Genomic DNA, 18,252 nt, shown 5'->3' with positions numbered 1-18,252 from the left:
CCGCCGCGCGGCGAAAAATTACGTCCGCGCGGCGGGGCCGCCCCGGTTCGACGCTCGACAGGCCGGCAGGCGGAAGACCGAAACGGCCGACCGCAAGCACCTTCGCGTTCCCGCCCCGGGATCATGCGGCCGCAAGGCCGCGCGGAGGCGCGCGAGACGCATCCTTGCCCTGTCTGTTCCCGCGTAATACTGCGGCCCACGCCGGCCCGGCGCCCGGCAAGCCGGGTTGTCCGTCCTCCAAAACACAACTGTTGCTTATATACAACAATCATGTTGCCTGCAAGCAACAGTTGATGGGTCGCCAAACTTCGTACATCGTACGCGTATCACGTACGAGACGTCATGCCGAGAGAACTCTCCTCCGAAGACTTCGAAGCGGTCCGCGCCCGGATCGGCGCGGCGGCGACCGCGCTCTACGCGGCGGGCGGCGTCGGCGCGATCACCATGCGCGACATCGCGAAAAAGCTCGGCCGCAGCCCGATGGGGCTCTACCGCTATTTCGCCGACCGCGACGAGATCCTCGCCTTCGTGCGCGCCGACGCCTTCGACCGCTTCTCCGACGCGCTGGAGCGCGCCTTCGCGTCCGGCGCCGACGCCTTCGCGCGGGCGCGCGCGGTCGGGCGCGCCTATTTCGACTTCGCGCTCGCCAATCCCAACGCCTACCGGCTGATGTTCGACCTCGATCCGCCGGACGAGGCGCGCCATCCCGATCTGCGCCGCGCCGGCAAGCGCGCCGGCGAGACGGTGACGCGGCATGTGAAGGACCTGGTCGCCGCCGGCATCGTCAAGGGCGATCCCAAGGTCGTCGGCAACGCGCTGTGGGCGGCGTCGCATGGCGTGATCGTGCTGCATCTGGCCGGGCGCCTGCCGGCCGGGATGAAGGTCGAGGACCTTTATTTCGAGACCATGCGGCTCACCTTCCGCGGCGCGCGCACGCCCGCCTCGGCGCGGCCGCGCCTCAGTTCATCATCGCAACCCTGACCGGAGAAACATCCATGGCTCTCAAAGGCGCATTGACCAAGAAGCTTTCCGTGCCGGTGATCGGCTCGCCGCTGTTCATCATCTCCGGCCCCGACCTGGTGCTGGCGCAGTGCAAGGCCGGCATCATCGGCTCGTTCCCGTCGCTGAACGCGCGGCCGCTGTCGATGCTGGACGAATGGCTGGCGCGGATCACCGAGGAACTGGCGGCGTGGGACCGGGCGCATCCGGAAAGCCCCTCGGCGCCCTTCGCGGTCAACCAGATCGTGCACAAGTCGAACGACCGGCTGCAGCAGGACCTCGAACTCTGCGTCAAGTACAAGGCGCCGGTGGTCATCACCTCGCTGGGCGCGCGCGAGGACGTGAACGCCGCGGTGCATTCCTATGGCGGCGTGGTGATGCACGACATCATCAACAACCGCTTCGCGCGCAAGGCGATCGAGAAGGGCGCCGACGGCATCATCGCGGTGGCGGCCGGCGCCGGCGGCCATGCCGGCACGCTGTCGCCCTTCGCGCTGATCGAGGAGATCCGCGAATGGTTCGACGGACCCCTTGCCTTGTCCGGCGCGATCAGCACCGGACGCGCCGTGTTGGCGGCGCAGGCGCTGGGCGCGGATTTCGCCTATATCGGCTCGGCCTTCATCGCGACCAGGGAAGCCAACGCGCAGGAAGCCTACAAGGCGATGATCACGCAGTCGGCGGGCGACGACATCGTCTACACCAATCTGTTCACCGGTGTGCACGGCAATTATCTGCGCCCCTCGATCGTCGCGGCGGGGATGGATCCGGACAATCTGCCGGTCAGCGATCCCTCCAAGATGGATTTCGGCTCGGGCGGCAACAGCAAGGCCAAGGCGTGGAAGGACATCTGGGGCGGCGGCCAGGGCATCGGCCAGGTGAAATCGGTGGTCGGCGCCGGCGAACTGGTGGCGCGGCTGAAGCATGAGTACGATGCGGCGCTGGCGAAGCTGGCGGCGAAGCAGAAAGAACGATCGGCGGCATGATCCGGGCGGGCATCGGCGGGTGGAATTTCGAACCGTGGCGCGGCGTGTTCTTTCCGAAGGGCACGTCGAAGGCCAAGGAACTCGCCTATGCCAGCCGCCAGCTTTCCTCCATCGAGGTCAACGGCACCTTCTATTCGACCTTCAAGCCGCCGACCTTTAGGAAATGGCATGACGAAACGCCGCAGGATTTCGTCTTCGCGCTGAAGGCGAACCGCTTCGCGACCAACCGCAAGGTGCTGGGCGACGCCGGGCCCTCCATCGCGCGCTTCCTCGAAAGCGGCGTGTCGGAGCTGAAGCACAAGCTCGGCCCGATCCTGTGGCAGTTCATGCACACCAAGAAATTCGATCCGGCGGATTTCGAGGCGTTCCTCGCGCTCCTGCCCAAGAGCATCGACGGCGTGGCGCTGCGCCATGCGGTCGAGCCGCGGCATGAGAGCTTCAAGACGGCGGCCTTCGTCGAACTGGCGCGCCAATACGGCGCGGCGATCGTGTTCGCGGATTCGAAAAAATATCCGGCGATCGCCGATGCGACGGCCGATTTCGTCTATTGCCGGCTGCAGGAGACGCAGGAGACGATCGAGACGGGCTACAGCCCCGCCGCGATAAAAAATTGGGTCGCCGCCGCGACGGCGTGGGAGGCGGGCGGCACGCCCAAGGGCATGACGCTGCTCGCCAAGGCGCCGGCGAAGAAGAAGCGCGACGTGTTCGTCTATTTCATCGCCGGCGCCAAGGTGCGCAATCCGGCGGCGGCGGCGGCGTTCCTGAAGGCGGCGAAAGCGTAGCGGCTATTTCACCGTCCAGGTCCAGCCGGCGATCTTCCATTTGCCGTCGATCTTCTGCATCGCGAACGTCATGACACCCGGCTCGCGCACCGGCTTGCCGGCGCGCTTGAACGTGAAGTTCGCCGGAAACACGGCGTAGCCGCGGTCGCCCTCGATCAGGACATGGGTCGGCTTGGCGAGCACCACGAAGGGCTCCGTCATCTGCTGGGCCTTGGCGAAGACGCCGTAATCGGCGCCCCATTGCGCGAAGGCATTGGCGCCCGACCAGGCATGCGGCGAGAACTCGTCGATGATGGACGGCGACGGCGCATAGTAGGCGGCGGCGCCGGGAAAATCGTTCTTGTTGAGCGTGTCGTTATACGCGTTGACGGCAGCGGCGAGATCGCCCTTGTCCGACGCGGCGGCGGGCACGGCGACGAGCAGCGCCGCGGCGAAAATCAGTGTGCGGATCATGGCTTTCCTCCCCAGGAATTTCGGGGAAGTCTAGGAGCATTTCGCGACGCCGCAAGGGGCGGCGAAGCGGGCGCGCCACGCGGTGCGCCCGCCCACGACGTTCAGAACCAGCCGCGATGGAAATGGTGGCGGTGATGGTGCCAGCGATGGTCGTGACGGCCGCCGCGGTCGTTGTCGCGATCGCGGGAATAGCCGCCATGGCGGTCATTGTCGTGCGCGCTGGCGGGCGCGATCGACGCCGCGCCGGCGACGCCGATCAGCGCGGCGACGATGGCGGTCTTGAACAATCTGGTCATGTCATTCTCCTGGGTGAAACATCGAGGCGGCGACATTGGGCCGGCGGGCCTGAACGGGATGCGCGCGGGGCCGTTCATGTGCCGGACATCTTTGCCGGCGGCGCGCGGCGTCGTGGTCGAAAACACCGCGCAAAACGGGGCGCCGGCGCGGAAATGCGGCGTACACGCACGAATATTTCCACACCGCGGCGCAGCAATTTCGTCTATACTTCGGGTTGCGGACCCGCGCGCGACGCGGGCCCACCGCAGAGCCCCTGCCCGCCTTGGAGCGGGCCCGGGCCAGCAGAGGAGCCGCCATGCCCGAACCGATCAGAGATCTGGGCCGCCGCAAGACCGGCACGACCTTCACCGCGTCGGAGGCCCGCGACGCGATGGTGAAAAAGGAACTGGAAGCCGAGCGGCAGGCGTTCGAGGTCAAGACCGCGAAGCTGCGCGCGCTGCGCCTCGCCAAGGAAGCCGCCGACGCGGCGCAGGCGATCAAGCTCGCGGCCGAGGCGCCGGCGAAGAAGACCGCGGCCGCGAAGAAGAAAGCCGAGAAGGCCGCGTCCTGAAGCGCCGCGCCGAAGATTGACTGGTCCTCTGTTTGGGATAGCCTTTGCGGGCGTGGACGGCGTCCCGTCAGAGAAAGCGCTCGACTGTTACCGTTTCCTTCCGCTGGACGAGACAGCCTCCTTCCTCTCCCCGATGGCCGTTTTTCGTCCCATGGCGGCATGAGGCCGGCGTGGAAACTTCGTGAGCAGGACGACCAGGACATGACGATCGGAACCGTGAAGTTCTTCAACACAGCAAAGGGCTATGGCTTCATCGCGCCGGAAGGCGGCGGCAAGGACGTGTTCGTGCACGCCACCGCCGTGGAAGCGGCGGGCCTGCGCAGCCTCAATGAAGGGCAGAAAGTGTCCTTCGACGTGCAGCCCGACGCGCGCGGCGCGAAGGCCGTGAACCTGAAGGCGGTCTGAAGCATCGCCGCGTTTTCCATTGCACGGCCGGCGGTGCCTCCGCCGGCCGTTTTGTTTTGCGGGTGCGGATGGCACCGAGCGGTGCGCCGCTATTTGTGGCAGGCCATCTCGGCGTCGAGCGCCATGCCGGATTGCAGGTCGTCGACCGTCAGCTCGCGATAGCGCTCCGCCGAGCCGACGTCGTAGACGCGCACCACCAATTCGACCTTGAAGTTCTTCGTGCAGTCGACGGCGTAGAATTGCGGCGCGGTGTCCTTGCACATCTTGACCGCGTAATAAGTGAGCCCGTCGGGCTTGGTGGTGACGCTGTCCTTGTCGAAGCACATCGGATAGCCGCCGCCATTGTCGCGGGTGTGCACCCAGGTCTCGGCGCGGGCCGAGGTCGCGGCGAGGAGAAGGACGGCGCAAAGGATGGACGCGGGACGCATGGCGGGGCCCAAAGGGGTTTCGACGGTTCCCGATTATAGCGGCCGGCGCGATTTGCCAAAGACCCCGCCGATGGCCGAAAATGGCCTTATGTCTCCCGACAAAGACCAGCCGCCGCCCGAGCGGCCCGCCGCCTTCCGGCCCGGCGGGCGCGCCTTCGACCCCAGGCTGCTCGAAGGCTCGATTCCGCGCTCGCTGTTCCTGCTCGCCTTCCCGATCATGTGCGGCAACATCCTCTTGATCGCCTATCAGCTCGTGGACGCGTTCTGGGTGGGACGACTGGGCGCCACCGCGGTCGCGGCGGTCTCGGTGTCGCTGCCGCTGATGTTCCTGATGATGTCGATCGGCATGGGCTTCACCATCGCCGGTTCCACCCTGATCGCGCAGTATGTCGGGGCGCGCAACCGCGCGATGGTCGATCACGTCGCCGGCCAGACGATGCTGACGGTCGTCGCGGTATCGGCGGCGCTCGGCCTGTTCGGCTTCATCGTCGCGCCCTATCTGCTGGAACTGATGGAGGTGGCGCCCGAGGTCTATCGCAACGCGCTGGGCTTCCTGCGGGTGCAGTTCCTGAGCCTGCCGCTGGCCTTCGCCTTCTTCTGCTTCCAGTCGCAGATGCGCGGCATGGGCCAGGTGACGGTGCCGCTCTATCTCACCGCCACCACGGTGTTCGTGAATTTCGTGCTCGATCCGATCTTCATCTTCTGGATGGGCTGGGGCGTGATGGGCGCCGCGCTCGCGACGCTGGTGAGCCAGGCGCTGGCGGCGGCGATCGCCATCGCGCTGCTGGTCCAGGGCCGCTACGGCATCCAGATCAAGCTGCGCGAGCTCAGGCCGGATTACGCCTTCATCAAGCGCGCCTTCAACCTGGGCTATCCGGCGGCGATCGAGGGCTCGGCCCGCGGGCTCGGCGTGACGGTGATGATGTTCCTCATCACCAGCTTCGGCACGGTGACGACGGCGGCCTATGGCGTCGGCGGCAATGTGCTGCAATTCGTGGTGATCCCGGCGATGGGCTTCTCCATGGCGATCTCGACGCTGGTCGGCCAGAACATCGGCGCCGGAAACCTCAAGCGCGCCGAGGACGTGGCGCGGCTGGCGGCGCTGATCACCTTCTCGGTGCTGTCGGCCTTCGGCCTGTTCGCGCTCGCCTTCGCCAACCATATCGCGGCGTTCTTCGTGCCGGGCGACAAGGCGGTGATCCACGAGGCGGCGGTGTTCATCCGCACCGTGTCCTGGAGCTTCGGCTTCGTCGGCGTCCAGTTCGCGCTGATGGGCGTGCTGCGCGCCAGCGGCAACATGTTCGCGGCGATGGTCATCAGCCTGGTGTCGCAGTGGATGCTGACGTTTCCGCTGGCCTATGTGCTGTCGCACCGGGCGCATCTGGGGGCGCACGGCATCTGGTGGGCGTTCCCGGTGGCCAACGTCATCACCGCGATCGTCAGCTTTTTGTGGTTCTCCCGCGGCGACTGGAAGAAGCGCCGCGTCATCGACGGCATGACCGAGGAAGAGGCCGAGGAGGAAGACGTCAACGAGCAGGTGATGGTGTGACTATTCGTTGGCCTGGAAATCGGGGAAGCGCAGCACGACGCGCTTCTGCGCGCCGGCGCGCAGATTGAACGCCGCCGTCACCGGCTTGGCCTGCGAGCCGTTGATGGTGGCGCTGACGCGGTAGGCGCCGGGCGTTCCCTTCACCAGCACCCAGGGGCCGGCGCAGTTGAGGTCGGCCACCGCGCTGGCGCCGCTGGTCAGCGTCACATGCGCGCCGGACAGGTATTGCGCGCCGCCGTTCGAGAACTCGATGCGGATCGGATAGGACGACCATTGCGGATCGTCCTTGGCGGAGCCGACGCCGGTGCACACCGCCTGGAGGCCGCCGAACGCGACCGGCGTGTCCATCGCCATGGGCTGGGGCAGGACCGGCGCGCTCATGGCCTGGGCGAGCACGATCACGGCGGCGGGGAACATCATCATGGAATCCTCCTGCAAATCGCCGGTGAGGATGGCCGACTCGCGCGACGGAAACGTTGCGGGGGATCAATTGTTCCGGCCCGGCGCCGCGGCCGAAGGACGACGAGCGGCCTTGATTTCAGCGCAAAAGTTGCAATTCTCCACCGTCGGGCAACGGGGGCGTGCAGTGAGAAAGACGGTTTTCTGCGTGGCGGTCGCGCTTGCGACGGTGTTCGCGACACAGGCGCCGGCGGCGGCGTCCAAGGCGCGCGCCGTCGCCCATATGATCGCGCGCGACGGCGGGGCGGCCGGCACGATCACCTTCGCCGCGACCTCGCATGGCGTGCTCATCGAGTACGACCTGAGGGGCCTGACGCCGGGCGCGCATGCGATCCACATCCACACTTCGGGCAATTGCGATCCCAAGGTCGCGTTCACCTCGGCCGGGCCGCATTTCTCGCCCGACCCGACGAAGATGCACGGCTTCATGGCGCAGCACAGCCCGCATGCCGGCGATCTGCCCAACGAGTTCGCCGCCGCCGACGGCACGCTGCATGCGAGCACGATCAGCAATGCCTTCTCGCTCGGCAACGGCAAGAAATCGATCTTCGACCGCGACGGCGCGTCGATCATCGTGCATGCGCGCGGCGACGACTACATCAGCCAGCCGGCCGGCAATTCCGGCGACCGCGTCGCCTGCGGCGTGATCATGCGCACCGTCGGGCCGAAATCGCGCAAGCCCGGCAAGCGCAAAGCGCATGCGTGACGCGCGGGCGTTTCGTGCATGATCGCAGCGCGCGAGGCGGAGGGCGATCATGGTTGTGCTGCACCAGATGCAGATGTCGGGCAATTGCTACAAGGTCCGGCTGACCGCGCGCCTGCTCGGCATTCCGATGGCGCTGCGCGACTACGGGCTGCATGACGGCTCGACACGGACGCCGGAGTTCCTCGCCAAGAATCCGAACGGGCGCGTGCCGATGCTCGAGACCGAGGACGGCCGCTATCTGCCCGAGTCCGGCGCGATCCTGTTCTTCCTCGCGGAGGGCACGCATCTGATCCCCGAGGACCGCTGGGACCGCGCGCGGATGCTGCAATGGATGTTCTTCGAGCAGTACAGCCACGAGCCCTATATCGCGGTGGCGCGCTTCTGGCTGAAATTCGCGCCCAAGGCGGAACTGGAACAGACGAAACATCTGGTTCCCGAATGGCACGCCAAGGGCAATGCGGCGCTCGGCGTGATGGAATCCCATCTTGGCACGCGGGATTGGTTCGCCGGGAACCGCAGCTCCATCGCGGATATCGCGCTTTACGGCTACACCCACAGCGCGGCGGATGGCGGGTTCGATCTCGCGCATTATCCCGCGGTTTCGCGCTGGCTGGCGCGCGTCGCGGACGAGCCCGGACACATCGCGCTCGACGAAAGCTGGTGACTTGCCTTGCCGCGGCCGAGTGACTATATCGCCGCGCAGTCGAGGCCGCGCAGCCTTTAGAGAAGTTCTGAGCCGTGCCCAAGCGAGGCCCCATTCCACCGGGGAACAGTGCTGGAGTGACGACGACGCTTTTCCTGAAACAAGTCGCGGGTTCGACGTCGCGCGGGACGCGGTGTCCCTCGCGATAGCTCAAATGCTTTCAGGAGAAAGCCGTAATGATCGGTCAAGTTAAGTTCTTCAACACCACGAAGGGTTTCGGATTCATCGCTCCGGAAGATGGCGGCAAGGACGTGTTCGTGCACGTCACCGCGGTCCAGGCGGCGGGTCTTCGCGGCCTCAACGAAGGCCAGCGCGTCAACTTCGACGTCGAAGCCGACAAGCGCGGCCCCAAGGCCGTCAATCTGAAGCTCGTCTAAGTTAAGGCGAACTTAGGTTCAGCGAACGGCGCGGGAGCGATCCCGCGCCGTTTTGCCTTGCAGCAAATCTCGTCGCCGCCACGGCGAAGGGATAGACAGTGGCGAAGCTCCCGAAGCAGACTGCGGCCGGAACCGGGGGACACGCCATGGACAGTTCGAAGAAGATCGCCGCCGAGTTTCTGGGCACGTTCTGGCTGGTGCTGGGCGGCTGCGGCGCCGCGGTGCTGGCGGCGGGCGTGCCGGATGTCGGCATCGGCTATGCCGGCGTCGCGCTGGCCTTCGGGCTGACGGTGCTGACCGGCGCCTATGCCTTCGGGCACATCTCGGGCGGGCATTTCAATCCGGCGGTGACCTTCGGCCTCTTTGTCGCCGGGCGCTTTCCGGCCAAGGACATCCCCGCTTACTGGATCGCGCAGCTTCTGGGCGGCATCGTGGCGGGCGGCGTGCTCTACATCATCGCCAGCGGCGCCGCCGGCTTCGATCCGGGCGCCGGCTTCGCCTCCAATGGTTACGGCGATCACTCGCCGCAGCATTTCTCGCTGCTCGCCGGCGCGGTGTGCGAGGTCGTGATGACCTTCATGTTCCTGATCGTGATCCTGAACTCGACGCTGGCGGCGCCGAGCTATGCGCCGATCGCCATCGGGCTGTGCCTGACGCTGATCCACCTGATCTCGATCCCGGTGACCAACACCTCGGTCAATCCGGCGCGCTCGACCGGCGTCGCGATCTTCCAGGGAAGCTGGGCGATCGAGCAGCTCTGGCTGTTCTGGATCATGCCGCTGGTCGGCGCGGGGCTGGCCGGCATCGTCCAGCGCTGGCTGGTGTCGCGCCAGTCGGAACGCCAGACAGCGCAGGAGCTGGCGACGTAGCGCTTATTCCAACGAAACGAAGAGTCGGTCGTCGTAAGTCGCATGCGCGGCAATTATGTTGCTGGAATCGTCCCGTGGAGACGGGCATGACGCGCCGTGATATGGGCTTCGCATGGGATACGAAGGACCGGCCATCGGGGAGCTTCTGGACGGCGACGCGCTTCGGCGCGCGCTGACCGCGCTCGCCCAGGCGTCTTCCGACAAGACGAAGCTGCGGGCCGAGGCGCTCGCGCTGATCAAGGCGGAATTCCTCGATGGCCGCGCCCGCGTCAAGGCGGGCGTCGAAGGCGGCACGCTGAGCGGGCTCGCCGCGGCGCGCGCGCTGTCGGGACTGCAGGACACCACCATCCAGGTGATCTACGATTTCGCGACCAAGCATTTCTACTATGCCCAGAACCCGACCGCGGCGGAGCGCGTCTGCGTGGTGGCGACCGGCGGCTATGGCCGCGGCGAGCTGGCGCCGGGATCGGACATCGACCTGCTCTTCATCCGGCCGTTCAAGCAGACGCCGTGGGGCGAGAGCGTCATCGAGTTCATCCTCTACATGCTGTGGGATCTCGGCCTGAAGGTCGGCCATGCGACGCGCTCGCTCGCCGAATGCGTGCGCCTTGCGAAACAGGACGTAACGATAAGAACCGCGATCCTGGAAGCGCGCTATCTGTGGGGCGACAAGTCGCTGTTCGAGGAGCTGCGCAAGAAATTCTGGAGCGAGGTCGCGACCGGCACCGGCCAGGACTTCGTCGAGGCCAAGCTCGCCGAGCGCAACGAGCGGCATGCCCGCCAGGGCGAGAGCCGCTATCTCGTCGAGCCGAACATCAAGGAGGGCAAGGGCGGGCTGCGCGACCTGCAGACGCTCTACTGGATCGGCAAATACGTCTATCACCTGGAGGACACCGCCGATCTCGTCGAGCACAACGTGCTCACCCGCGACGAGTACAAGACCTTCCAGAAGGCCGAGGCGTTCCTGTGGGACGTGCGCGTCAAGCTGCACTATCTCGTCGGGCGCGCGGAGGAGCGGCTTTCCTTCGACGTCCAGCCGGACCTCGCGGCCCGCATGGGCTTTGTCGGCGACACGCCGCGGCGCGCCGTCGAGGCGTTCATGAAGGCCTACTTCCTGGTCGCCAAGGATGTCGGCGATCTGACGCGCATCTTCTGCGCCGCGCTGGAAGACCAGAACAGGAAGCGCCGGCCGAGCCTGGCCTCCATGCTGCCGGGCTTTTTGCGCCCGCGCACCAGCGGCGACGATTTCTATGTCGAGAACGGCAGGCTGTGCGCCCGGCCGCAGATCTTCCGCGCCGATCCGGTCAACATGATCCGCATCTTCCATATCGCCGACGCCAAGAAGGTCGACATCCATCCCGACGCGCTGCGCACCATCACCCGCAGCCTGGACCTGATCGACGACGAGGTGCGGCGCGATCCGGAAGCGAACAAGCTGTTCCTGGAGATCCTGTCGTCGCGCAACGATCCGGAGCGGGCGCTGCGCCTGATGAACGAGGCCGGCGTGTTCGGCCGCTTCGTGCTGGAGTTCGGCCGCGTCGTCGGGCTGATGCAGTTCAACATGTACCACCACTACACGGTGGACGAGCACCTGATCCGCGCCGTGGGCTACATCGCCTCGATCGACCGCGGCGAACACAGAAGCGAGCATCCGCTGGCGACCGAGATCATCAAGCGCATCAAATCGCGCGAGACGCTTTACGTGGCGATGCTGCTCCACGACATCGCCAAGGGCCTGCCGGGCGACCATTCCGATGTCGGCGAGGCGATCGCCCAGGGCCTGTGCCCGCGGCTCGGCCTGTCGGCCGAGGACACGCACGCGACGATGTGGCTGGTCAAGCACCATCTCGTCATGAGCGACACGGCGCAGCGGCGCGACATCTCCGATCCCAAGACGGTGAAGGATTTCGTCGGCCTGGTGCAGACGCCGGAGATGCTGCGCCTGCTGCTGGTGCTGACGGTGGCCGACATCAGCGCGGTGGGGCCGGGCGTGTGGAACGGCTGGAAGGGGCAGCTCCTGCGCGAGCTCTATTACGAGGCCGAGAGCGTGATGACCGGCGGCGACGGCGCCCCGGCGCGCGCGGCGCGGGTCGAGAACGCGAAGATCGCGCTGGCGGCGCGCATCGGCGATCTGCCGAAGCCGACGCAGGAGCGGCTGCTGACGCGGCACTACGATCACTATTGGCTCGCCTTCGACGACGCGGCGCATGAGCGGCATGCGCGCATGATGGCCGAGGCCGACGCCAAGGGCGAACTCTTCGCGCTCAACGCCGAAAGCAACGATTTCCGCAGCGTGACCGAGATCGTGCTCTACACCCCCGATCATCCGGGCCTGTTCTCCCAACTCGCCGGCGCGGTGTCGGCCTCGGGCGGCTCGATCGTCGAGGCCAAGGCGTTCACGACCTCCGACGGCTTCGCGCTCGACGTGTTCTCGGTCCAGGACGCCGAGGGCGGGCCGTTCGGCGACCGGGCGCGCATCGACCGGCTGCGCCAATCGGTCGAGCGCACGCTGCGCGGCGAGAGCTATCCGCGCGAGGCGATCGCCAGGCGGCCGGCGCGCAAGCGCTCCAGCGCGTTCCGCGTCACCCCGCGCGTCAATTTCGACAACGAGGCCTCGGGGCGCGCGACGGTGGTGGAGGTCGAGGGCCTCGACCGGCCCGGGCTGCTTTACGAGGTGACCGACGCGATCTTCCAGTCGGGGCTGTCGATCTCGTCCGCCATGGTCTCGACCTATGGCGAGCGGGCGGTCGACGTCTTCTATGTCCGCGACGGTTTCGGCCACAAGGTGCGGCACGAGGCGCGGCTGGCGGCGGTGCGCGAGCGGCTGCTTGCCGCGCTGGACGGCGCGTGAAGCCCTTTCAACCGGGGCGGCGGCAGGCTATATCCCGTGCCGCAAGCATCGACGGGTCGTTCCGTGCGCGTTCGGCATACAGACATCCTGCCCGGTTCGCCCCTGCTGCCGCAGCGGTGGTGGCGCGCCTAATCGCGCCTATCGGACCACGACCGCCACTCCTGCTTTTCGGAACTTCCCCATGACTACAAGCCATACACAGCGCGTCCTTTCCGGGATGCAGCCGACCAACACGCTCCATCTGGGCAATTATCTCGGCGCGCTCAAGAACTGGGTGCGGATGCAGGACGAGATGGCGTGCCTGTTCTGCGTCGTCGACATGCATGCGCTGACGCAGGAATCCGGCTACGCCAAGCCCGACGATGTGCGGCGCGCCACGCTGGAAGTGACGGCGGCCTATATCGCGGCCGGCATCGATCCCAAGCGCTCGCCGATCTTCAACCAGAGCCGCGTGCCCGAGCACGCCGAGCTGGCCTGGATCTTCAACTGCGTGGCGCGGATCGGCTGGCTCGACCGCATGACCCAGTTCAAGGAGAAGTCCGGCAAGCACAAGGAACGCGCCTCGGTCGGGCTTTACACCTATCCGGTGCTGATGGCGGCGGACATCCTGGTCTACAAGGCGACGCATGTGCCGGTCGGCGACGACCAGAAGCAGCACCTGGAGCTGGCGCGCGATATCGCGCAGAAATTCAACAACGACTATGCGGTGCCGGATTATTTCCCGCAGCCCGAGCCGGTGATCACCGGGCCGGGCATGCGGGTGATGAGCCTGCGCGACGGCGCCAAGAAGATGTCGAAGACCGACGAGTCGGACAATTCGCGCATCAACCTGACCGACGACGCCGACACGATCGCGCAGAAGATCCGGCGGGCGAAGACCGATCCCCTGCCGCTGCCGTCCGATCCCGCCGAGTTCAAGACGCGGCCGGAGGCGGAGAACCTGATCAACATCTATGCCGGGCTGGCGGACGAGGATGCCGCCGCGGTGTTGGCGCGATTCGCCGGGCAGCAATTTTCGACCTTCAAGAACGAGCTGGCCGAGCTGGCGGTGGCCAAGCTGACGCCGATCACGGCGGAGATGCGCCGGCTGATGGCGGACACGGCGGAGATCGATCGGATATTGCAGGACGGCGCCGAGCAGGCGCGCGCGATCGCGGGGCCGATCGTGGAAGAGGTGAAGCGGATCGTGGGGTTTGCGGTTTAGACCGACCCTCCCTCAAGGGGAGGGTAGATTCATTCCGTTTTCCCCACCGGCGCGTCCTTTGGGATGCCGTAGGTGAACATCACGTCGCGCGTGCGCGGCTGGAGATGCTGGCCGCCGTCGACGACCACGGTGTGGCCGGTGATCGAGGGGACCTTCACCAGATAGCTCAGCGTCTCGGCGATGTCGGTGGGTTCGCTGCCGAAGCCAAGCGGCGTCTTGCCGTGCGCGGCCTCGAAGCCCGCTTCGGATTGCTCGCCGCTTTTCAGCGTCAGGCCCGGTGCGATGCCGCAGACGCGCACGCGCGGACCCATCGCCTGGGCCAGAAGGCGCGTCGCCGCCTCCAGCGCCGATTTGGTCAGCGTGTAGGAGAGAAAATCCGGATTGAGGTTGAACACTTTCTGGTCGAGCAGATTGACGATCAGGCCCCTGGCGTCGTCGGGCAATTGCGCGGCGAAGTCGCGCGCCAGGAGCACCGGCGCGTGCAGGTTCACCGCGAACAGCTTTTCGAGATGCGCGCGCTTGACGTTCGAGATGTCGTCATACTCGAAGGCAGAGGCGTTGTTGACCAGCAGCGAACAGAAGCCGAGGCCGGCGCGGACGAAGAGATCGGCGAACGTGTCCGCCGCGCCGAGATCGCAGCCCAGCGCCACCGCGCGGCCGCCGTCGGCGACGATCTCTCCGGCCAGCGCCTCGGCGTCTTGCGCGGAGTTGTGATAGTGGATCGCCACCGCCCAACCCTCCGCCGCGAGCCGCCGCACCAGCGCCGCGCCGATGCGCGCCCCGCCGCCGGTGACGAGCGCATAGCCGCGCGGATCGGGAATCCCGCTCATGGCCGCACTTTATAGATTTCGACGCCGGCGCCGGCCGCCTCGTTGTAGATATCCGGCTTGAAGATCGAGACGCGCGCCGCCTGCACGCGCTTGTCCTTGAAGCAGAGCTTCACCAGTTCGTCGAGCAGCGTCTCGATGAACACGGTGTGCTTGCGCCGCGGCCATTTCTTCAGCGCGTCGCGGATGTAGTCGTAATCGACGACGGCGGAGACGTTCTTGTAGCGGCCGGTTCGCGGCGCGGCGTAGAGCTCCACATTCACCACGATGCGCTGCGGCTTTTCGGGATGGCGCTCCCAGGGGTGCAGGCCGAGCCGCACCTCGGTCACCAGGTCGCGGATCATCATGCGGACATAGCCGCGATCCGTGGTCCAGTGGGCGGGCGTGGGAACGGGCTTCGGCGCTTTCTTCATGGTCCCGCTTTAGCATTCGCCGCCAAAGGCGTACAACTCGCCGCCATGAGCAACGCAAACGTCAGCCGTCTTCCGATCGCCAGCGCGGCGCTGGCGGTCCGGCACGTCTTCATCCGCAATCTGGAAGTGCTGGCGCATATCGGCGTGCACGGCCATGAGCAGGGCAAGCTCCAGCCGGTGCGGATCAATGTCGACCTCGCGGTCGAGGACGCCGCCATCCTGGAAGACCGGCTCGAAGTGGTGGTCGATTACGACGCGATCACCGGCAAGATCCGCGCGATCCTGGCGGCGGGCCACATCAACCTGGCCGAGACGCTGGCCGAGCGGATCGCGACCGCCTGTTTCGAGGACGCCCGCGTGACGACCGCGCGCATCCGCGTGGAGAAGCTGCACGCCCTTCCCGGCGCCGAATCCGGCGGCGTGGAGATCGAGCGTCACCGGCCGATCGGTTGACTTGCGAGGGCGTTGGCGCCAGCCTTGGGAGGCTGGAGCGGCTCTTGCGCCCTCGCGTTGCGTGCTCAGATCCTGGGGGGCCGCATGCGCTTTTTCTTCGCACTCTTCCTCGCCTTAAGTCTTGCGACGGCGCCCGTGGCGGCCGCCGATGCGCCCAAGCCGGGCACGCCGCCGCAGCAAACCACGCCGCCGCCGCCGGTGCCCTGCACCAGCAAGCTTTGCTATTTGGGCGGCACCTTGAGCGTCGCGGTCGTGACGATCTTCATCGTCTGGGTCGCGACGAGTTCGGAAATCCTGCGCTCCAGCGAGCCGCATCTGTTTCCGACCCGGCGCCAGCGCAACACGATCCGGGCGAATCTGGCGGCGGGCAGGCCCGCGGGCGTCAATGCGATCACCGCGCTGCTCGTCGACTATCAGCGCTGTTTCAGCTTTTCGCAGTCGCAGATGATCTGGTGGTTCTGGATCATCGCATCGTCCTTCGTCTACATCGTGTGGCGCACGGAGGATTTCTTCGGGGTGGGTTTCGAGGGCGGCCTGACCCAGGAGGCGCTCATCCTGCTTGGGATCGGCGCGGGAACCGCGGTGGGCGCGGCGGTGGTCTCGCAGGCCAAGGCCGATCCGACCGACGCCGACGATCCGCTCAACCAGTTCACCGCCGCGGCGGCCGCCTATGAGAACCCGCCGGCGGGCGCGACGCCGGCCGCGCTTGCCGCACTCCAGACAAACCTGCTCGCGGCCGCCGAAAGGCTCAAATCGGACGGCTTCCTCAACGACATCCTGAGCGATCAGGACGGCATCAGCCTGCACCGGTTCCAGGCGGTGGCCTGGGCGGCGGCGCTCGGCGTGATCTTCATGGTGTTCGTCGTGCGCTCCGGCGTGGCGATGCCGCAGCTCAGCGTCTATGAACTGGCGCTTCTGGGGATTTCGTCCGGTACCTATCTGGGTCTCAAGACCACGGAGTGACGCTCCGGCGGTTGGAACGGCCGCCCCGGAAGACTAGATAGGGGCGATGAGCTCCGCCGATTCCGCGTCCGATCCGATCGCGCCCTTGCGCGGCGCCGAGCGCATCGCGTCCTATCTGAAGACGCTGCCCGACGCGCCGGGCGTCTACCGCATGCTCGATGCCAAGGGCGACGTGCTCTATGTCGGCAAGGCCAAGAGCCTGAAGAAGCGCGTCGCGGCCTATGCCGGCGGCCGGCCGCATTCGGAGCGGCTGACGCGGATGATCGCCGACACCGCCGAGATGCTGTTCGTCACGACCAAGAACGAGATCGAGGCGCTGCTGCTCGAATCCAACCTGATCAAGCAGCTCAAGCCGCGCTACAACGTCTCCTATCGCGACGACAAATCCTTCCCGAACATCCTCTTGCGCGAGGATCACGCCTTTCCGCAGCTTCTCAAGCATCGCGGCGCCAAATCGACCAAGGGCGTCTATTTCGGGCCGTTCGCCAGCGCCGGCGCGGTGAACCGCACGCTCAACACGCTGCAGCGCGCCTTCCTTTTGCGGTCGTGTTCCGATTCGGTGTTCGAGTCGCGCACCCGGCCCTGCCTTCTGTTCCAGATCAAGCGCTGTTCGGCGCCTTGCGTCGGGCGGGTCGACCAGCCGGGCTATGCCGAGCTGGTGCACGAGGCCGAGCTGTTCCTCAACGGCAAAAGCCGCGTGGTGCAGGACCAGCTCGCCAAGGACATGAACAAGGCGGCCGAGGTGCTGGACTTCGAGGCGGCGGCGCGGCTGCGCGACCGCATCCGGGCGATGAGCCATATCCAGCTCAACCAGGGGATCAATCCCTCGACCTTCTCGGACGCCGACGTGTTCGCGCTCTATTCCCAGGGCGGCGAGACCTGCGTGCAGGTGTTCTTCTTCCGCGCCGGACAGAACTGGGGCAACAAGCCCTATTTCCCGCGCTCGGGAATCGAGGAGAGCGAAGCCGAGGTGCTGGAGGCCTTCATCGGCCAGTTCTATGACGAGCGGACGGCGCCCGTGCTGGTCCTGCTCAGCCACGCGATCCCCAATGACGATCTGCTCGCCGAGGCGCTGAGCCTGCGTGCCGATCGCAAGGTCGAGGTTTCGGTGCCGCGGCGCGGCGAGAAGCGCGAGATCGTCGAGATGGCGCTGACCAATGCGCGCGAGCAACTCGGCCGGCGCATGGCGGAGAATTCGGCGCAGCGCGAATTGCTGGAAGGCGTGGCGAGCGTGTTCGGCCTGGAACAGCCGCCCCGGCGGATCGAGGTCTACGACAATTCGCACATCATGGGGACCAACGCGCTCGGCGGCATGATCGTGGCGGGGCCGGAAGGTTTCGAGAAGGGCGAGTACCGCAAGTTCAACATCAAATCGACCGAGCTGACGCCCGGCGACGACTACGCGATGATGCGCGAGGTGCTGACGCGGCGTTTTGCGCGACTGGTGAAAGAAGGCGACGATCCCAAGACCAAATGGCCGGACATCGCGCTGATCGACGGCGGGCCGGGGCAGCTCGCCATCGCCTGCCAGGTGTTCGCCGACCTCGGCGTGGAGGACGTGGCGCTGGTCGGCATCTCCAAGGGGCCGGATCGCGATGCGGGGCGCGAGCATTTCTACCTGCCGGGCAAGGCGCCGTTCCGCCTCGATCCCAAGGATCCGGTGCTCTATTACCTGCAAAGGCTGCGCGACGAGGCGCACCGCTTCGCCATCGGCAGCCATCGCAAGAAGCGCAGCAAGGCGATCGGCGCCAGCCCGCTGGACGAGATCGCCGGCATCGGCGCGGCGAGGAAGCGCGCGTTGCTGCAGCATTTCGGCTCGGCCCGCGCGGTGGCGGCGGCGGGGATCAGCGATATCGAGGCGGTCGAGGGCGTGAGCGGGAACATGGCGAAGAAGATCTACGACTTCTTCCATCCGAGCGGGTGAGCGGGGATCACACACACCCACGCTGTCATGGCCCGCGAATGCGGGCCACCTAGGTGA

Annotated in this window: 21 protein-coding genes; 15 read left to right on the top strand and 6 right to left on the bottom strand. The window is 66.6% G+C overall.

Going from position 1 to position 18,252, the window contains the following annotated elements; translation table 11 throughout:
* Positions 1–342: 342 nt before the first annotated feature.
* Genes WDM86_13120 through WDM86_13110 form a run of 3 tightly spaced genes read left to right on the top strand, consistent with a single transcriptional unit; the run spans position 343 to position 2,764 of the window.
* Complete coding sequence (locus WDM86_13120; protein ID MEI9990971.1) at positions 343–981, top strand: TetR/AcrR family transcriptional regulator; 639 nt, start codon at positions 343–345, stop codon at positions 979–981.
* Positions 982–995: 14 nt separating this feature from the next.
* Positions 996–1,982, top strand: a complete 987-nt coding sequence (locus WDM86_13115; GenBank protein MEI9990970.1) for a nitronate monooxygenase family protein — start codon at positions 996–998, stop codon at positions 1,980–1,982.
* Positions 1,979–2,764, top strand: a complete 786-nt coding sequence (locus WDM86_13110) for a DUF72 domain-containing protein (protein ID MEI9990969.1) — start codon at positions 1,979–1,981, stop codon at positions 2,762–2,764. Before WDM86_13115 ends, WDM86_13110 begins: the two co-directional genes overlap by 4 nt.
* A gap of 3 nt (positions 2,765–2,767) precedes the next feature.
* Here WDM86_13110 and WDM86_13105 read toward each other — a convergent pair whose 3' ends face one another.
* Both WDM86_13105 and WDM86_13100 read right to left on the bottom strand, forming a co-directional pair.
* A complete protein-coding gene (locus WDM86_13105; protein ID MEI9990968.1) occupies positions 2,768–3,217 on the bottom strand; it encodes a nuclear transport factor 2 family protein in 450 nt (149 codons plus the stop codon).
* Between the two features lie 101 nt (positions 3,218–3,318).
* The gene (locus WDM86_13100) at positions 3,319–3,513 is read right to left on the bottom strand and encodes a hypothetical protein (protein ID MEI9990967.1); all 195 of its coding nucleotides are present in this window, start codon (positions 3,511–3,513) and stop codon (positions 3,319–3,321) included.
* 296 nt (positions 3,514–3,809) lie between these two features.
* On the opposite strand from WDM86_13100, the gene WDM86_13095 reads away from it, so the two are divergent.
* Both WDM86_13095 and WDM86_13090 read left to right on the top strand, forming a co-directional pair.
* Positions 3,810–4,064 carry a hypothetical protein gene (locus WDM86_13095; protein ID MEI9990966.1) on the top strand — a complete coding sequence of 85 codons (255 nt, stop codon included), beginning with the start codon at positions 3,810–3,812 and terminating at the stop codon, positions 4,062–4,064.
* A gap of 201 nt (positions 4,065–4,265) precedes the next feature.
* Complete coding sequence (locus WDM86_13090; GenBank protein MEI9990965.1) at positions 4,266–4,469, top strand: cold-shock protein; 204 nt, start codon at positions 4,266–4,268, stop codon at positions 4,467–4,469.
* Between the two features lie 89 nt (positions 4,470–4,558).
* On the opposite strand, the gene WDM86_13085 is transcribed toward WDM86_13090, so the two are convergent.
* The gene (locus WDM86_13085; protein ID MEI9990964.1) at positions 4,559–4,897 is read right to left on the bottom strand and encodes a hypothetical protein; all 339 of its coding nucleotides are present in this window, start codon (positions 4,895–4,897) and stop codon (positions 4,559–4,561) included.
* An 88-nt stretch (positions 4,898–4,985) separates the two neighbouring features.
* Here WDM86_13085 and WDM86_13080 point away from each other — a divergent pair, with 88 nt between their 5' ends.
* Positions 4,986–6,446: an MATE family efflux transporter gene (locus WDM86_13080; GenBank protein MEI9990963.1), complete on the top strand. Its 1,461-nt coding sequence runs from the start codon at positions 4,986–4,988 to the stop codon at positions 6,444–6,446.
* Here WDM86_13080 and WDM86_13075 read toward each other — a convergent pair whose 3' ends face one another.
* A complete protein-coding gene (locus WDM86_13075) occupies positions 6,447–6,869 on the bottom strand; it encodes a hypothetical protein (protein MEI9990962.1) in 423 nt (140 codons plus the stop codon).
* 163 nt (positions 6,870–7,032) lie between these two features.
* On the opposite strand from WDM86_13075, the gene WDM86_13070 reads away from it, so the two are divergent.
* From WDM86_13070 to trpS, 6 genes are all read left to right on the top strand, one after another.
* Entirely contained in the window at positions 7,033–7,611 is a 579-nt protein-coding gene (locus WDM86_13070) for a superoxide dismutase family protein (protein MEI9990961.1), read from the top strand.
* Between the two features lie 49 nt (positions 7,612–7,660).
* A complete protein-coding gene (locus WDM86_13065) occupies positions 7,661–8,275 on the top strand; it encodes a glutathione S-transferase family protein (GenBank protein ID MEI9990960.1) in 615 nt (204 codons plus the stop codon).
* 215 nt (positions 8,276–8,490) lie between these two features.
* Positions 8,491–8,691: a cold-shock protein gene (locus WDM86_13060; GenBank protein ID MEI9990959.1), complete on the top strand. Its 201-nt coding sequence runs from the start codon at positions 8,491–8,493 to the stop codon at positions 8,689–8,691.
* A 146-nt stretch (positions 8,692–8,837) separates the two neighbouring features.
* Positions 8,838–9,560, top strand: a complete 723-nt coding sequence (gene aqpZ / locus WDM86_13055; protein MEI9990958.1) for an aquaporin Z — start codon at positions 8,838–8,840, stop codon at positions 9,558–9,560.
* 112 nt (positions 9,561–9,672) lie between these two features.
* Positions 9,673–12,411: a [protein-PII] uridylyltransferase gene (locus tag WDM86_13050; GenBank protein ID MEI9990957.1), complete on the top strand. Its 2,739-nt coding sequence runs from the start codon at positions 9,673–9,675 to the stop codon at positions 12,409–12,411.
* Positions 12,412–12,592: 181 nt separating this feature from the next.
* Positions 12,593–13,615: a tryptophan--tRNA ligase gene (gene trpS / locus WDM86_13045; protein MEI9990956.1), complete on the top strand. Its 1,023-nt coding sequence runs from the start codon at positions 12,593–12,595 to the stop codon at positions 13,613–13,615.
* A 29-nt stretch (positions 13,616–13,644) separates the two neighbouring features.
* On the opposite strand, the gene WDM86_13040 is transcribed toward trpS, so the two are convergent.
* Both WDM86_13040 and WDM86_13035 read right to left on the bottom strand, forming a co-directional pair.
* Positions 13,645–14,445, bottom strand: coding sequence for an SDR family oxidoreductase (locus WDM86_13040; GenBank protein MEI9990955.1), 801 nt, complete (start codon positions 14,443–14,445; stop codon positions 13,645–13,647).
* A complete protein-coding gene (locus tag WDM86_13035; protein ID MEI9990954.1) occupies positions 14,442–14,855 on the bottom strand; it encodes a dihydroneopterin aldolase in 414 nt (137 codons plus the stop codon). The genes WDM86_13040 and WDM86_13035 overlap by 4 nt, the downstream gene beginning before the upstream one ends.
* 45 nt (positions 14,856–14,900) lie before the next feature.
* On the opposite strand from WDM86_13035, the gene folB reads away from it, so the two are divergent.
* The 3 genes from folB (at position 14,901) to uvrC (ending at position 18,195) form a co-directional block, all read left to right on the top strand.
* Positions 14,901–15,308, top strand: coding sequence for a dihydroneopterin aldolase (gene folB, locus WDM86_13030; protein ID MEI9990953.1), 408 nt, complete (start codon positions 14,901–14,903; stop codon positions 15,306–15,308).
* Positions 15,309–15,392: 84 nt separating this feature from the next.
* Positions 15,393–16,271: a hypothetical protein gene (locus tag WDM86_13025; protein MEI9990952.1), complete on the top strand. Its 879-nt coding sequence runs from the start codon at positions 15,393–15,395 to the stop codon at positions 16,269–16,271.
* A 46-nt stretch (positions 16,272–16,317) separates the two neighbouring features.
* Positions 16,318–18,195, top strand: a complete 1,878-nt coding sequence (uvrC, locus tag WDM86_13020) for an excinuclease ABC subunit UvrC (GenBank protein MEI9990951.1) — start codon at positions 16,318–16,320, stop codon at positions 18,193–18,195.
* Positions 18,196–18,252: the final 57 nt, after the last annotated feature.

This window comes from Rhizomicrobium sp. (genome assembly GCA_037200045.1).
Lineage (GTDB): Bacteria > Pseudomonadota > Alphaproteobacteria > Micropepsales > Micropepsaceae > Rhizomicrobium.
The sequence above is the reverse complement of the archived record's forward strand: the minus strand, read 5'-3'. Positions and strand labels throughout refer to the sequence as shown.

Excerpts from the sequence above, each read along its gene's own strand:
- WDM86_13120 (MEI9990971.1), top strand. The coding sequence starts at position 343 with ATGCCGAGAGAACTCTCCTCCGAAGACTTCGAAGCGGTCCGCGCCCGG.
- WDM86_13115 (MEI9990970.1), top strand. The coding sequence starts at position 996 with ATGGCTCTCAAAGGCGCATTGACCAAGAAGCTTTCCGTGCCGGTGATC.
- WDM86_13110 (MEI9990969.1), top strand. The coding sequence starts at position 1,979 with ATGATCCGGGCGGGCATCGGCGGGTGGAATTTCGAACCGTGGCGCGGC.
- WDM86_13105 (MEI9990968.1), bottom strand. The coding sequence starts at position 3,217 with ATGATCCGCACACTGATTTTCGCCGCGGCGCTGCTCGTCGCCGTGCCC.
- WDM86_13100 (MEI9990967.1), bottom strand. The coding sequence starts at position 3,513 with ATGACCAGATTGTTCAAGACCGCCATCGTCGCCGCGCTGATCGGCGTC.
- WDM86_13095 (MEI9990966.1), top strand. The coding sequence starts at position 3,810 with ATGCCCGAACCGATCAGAGATCTGGGCCGCCGCAAGACCGGCACGACC.
- WDM86_13090 (MEI9990965.1), top strand. The coding sequence starts at position 4,266 with ATGACGATCGGAACCGTGAAGTTCTTCAACACAGCAAAGGGCTATGGC.
- WDM86_13085 (MEI9990964.1), bottom strand. The coding sequence starts at position 4,897 with ATGCGTCCCGCGTCCATCCTTTGCGCCGTCCTTCTCCTCGCCGCGACC.
- WDM86_13080 (MEI9990963.1), top strand. The coding sequence starts at position 4,986 with ATGTCTCCCGACAAAGACCAGCCGCCGCCCGAGCGGCCCGCCGCCTTC.
- WDM86_13075 (MEI9990962.1), bottom strand. The coding sequence starts at position 6,869 with ATGATGATGTTCCCCGCCGCCGTGATCGTGCTCGCCCAGGCCATGAGC.
- WDM86_13065 (MEI9990960.1), top strand. The coding sequence starts at position 7,661 with ATGGTTGTGCTGCACCAGATGCAGATGTCGGGCAATTGCTACAAGGTC.
- WDM86_13060 (MEI9990959.1), top strand. The coding sequence starts at position 8,491 with ATGATCGGTCAAGTTAAGTTCTTCAACACCACGAAGGGTTTCGGATTC.
- aqpZ (MEI9990958.1), top strand. The coding sequence starts at position 8,838 with ATGGACAGTTCGAAGAAGATCGCCGCCGAGTTTCTGGGCACGTTCTGG.
- WDM86_13050 (MEI9990957.1), top strand. The coding sequence starts at position 9,673 with ATGGGATACGAAGGACCGGCCATCGGGGAGCTTCTGGACGGCGACGCG.
- trpS (MEI9990956.1), top strand. The coding sequence starts at position 12,593 with ATGACTACAAGCCATACACAGCGCGTCCTTTCCGGGATGCAGCCGACC.
- WDM86_13040 (MEI9990955.1), bottom strand. The coding sequence starts at position 14,445 with ATGAGCGGGATTCCCGATCCGCGCGGCTATGCGCTCGTCACCGGCGGC.
- WDM86_13035 (MEI9990954.1), bottom strand. The coding sequence starts at position 14,855 with ATGAAGAAAGCGCCGAAGCCCGTTCCCACGCCCGCCCACTGGACCACG.
- folB (MEI9990953.1), top strand. The coding sequence starts at position 14,901 with ATGAGCAACGCAAACGTCAGCCGTCTTCCGATCGCCAGCGCGGCGCTG.
- WDM86_13025 (MEI9990952.1), top strand. The coding sequence starts at position 15,393 with ATGCGCTTTTTCTTCGCACTCTTCCTCGCCTTAAGTCTTGCGACGGCG.
- uvrC (MEI9990951.1), top strand. The coding sequence starts at position 16,318 with ATGAGCTCCGCCGATTCCGCGTCCGATCCGATCGCGCCCTTGCGCGGC.